Origin of the sequence: Pseudomonas sp. CHM02 (assembly GCF_000612585.1) — a bacterium.
GTDB lineage: Bacteria > Pseudomonadota > Gammaproteobacteria > Pseudomonadales > Pseudomonadaceae > Aquipseudomonas.
On sequence record NZ_JFCA01000112.1, the window covers coordinates 1 to 796 of the forward strand.

Genomic DNA, 796 nt, shown 5'->3' on the forward strand with positions numbered 1-796 from the left:
CTTGCCGGCGAAAGCGGTGCATCAGCTCATACATTCGGCACTGACAGATCGCTATCGCAGGCAAGCCAGCTTCCACAGTTGAGCTTCATTGGTTTCGAGAGTGTTGTTCGATCAGGCCGCCGGATGAGTCTGATTCAACGCTTTGTCTACCAACAATTGCACACCTTCAAGCATGCGGCAGATACCCAGCGCTACATTGCGTTGAGCACCCTCGACTTCAAAGGCGAGATGGGCGGCGATGTCGTTGAGGCAGGCCAGGTCTTGCGAGGCATTGGCCAGCAGGGTTTCGCTGCCCTGTTCGGGGCGGAGGGTGAAGGGAGTTGCTGGGGGATTGGGACTGTCTTTGATCATGGTGGAACTCCGTTGACAAGTGGAGCCGCCAGCGTTCGCGGTCAAACGAAGAGGGTGGCAGCTGTACGCGGGTTGACCGACCGGTTGTCAACGAACCCGGCATACCCGAAGGTATCCCGCGCACAACTGCCGCGACACAATACCTCAGGCACAAAAAAACGCCTAAGACGGGTGCAGGGCGTAGCAGTTCGTTAACAAGGTCGGACGGTCAAATCCGGCCGCTGAATGGGCAGCGACGGAAAGGAGGTTAGCCAGCGAAGTTCCCAGAGACAACCTGAAAGCCTTGTGGGAAATCTCTGAACACAGCAATGAGCCATGTGGAAGGGGGCTTGCCCTGATGCCAGTCAGTTAAGGAAACGACAGGCAGCCACATTCTTGTGGTGAGCGGGCTTGCCCCGCGCTGGGCTGCGAAGCGGCCCTAACTCGGCCGACGCGTTCGTCCAGG

Annotated in this window: 1 protein-coding gene; it reads right to left on the reverse strand. The window is 58.2% G+C overall.

Annotation, left to right across the window (positions count from 1 at the left end):
- Positions 1-111 precede the first annotated feature (111 nt).
- Positions 112-351, reverse strand: a complete 240-nt coding sequence (locus BM70_RS0130950) for a DUF6124 family protein (protein WP_025859593.1) — start codon at positions 349-351, stop codon at positions 112-114.
- Positions 352-796: the final 445 nt, after the last annotated feature.

What these genes read in the sequence shown, in the direction of transcription:
- BM70_RS0130950 (WP_025859593.1), bottom strand. Translation starts at nt 351, where the DNA reads ATGATCAAAGACAGTCCCAATCCCCCAGCAACTCCCTTCACCCTCCGC.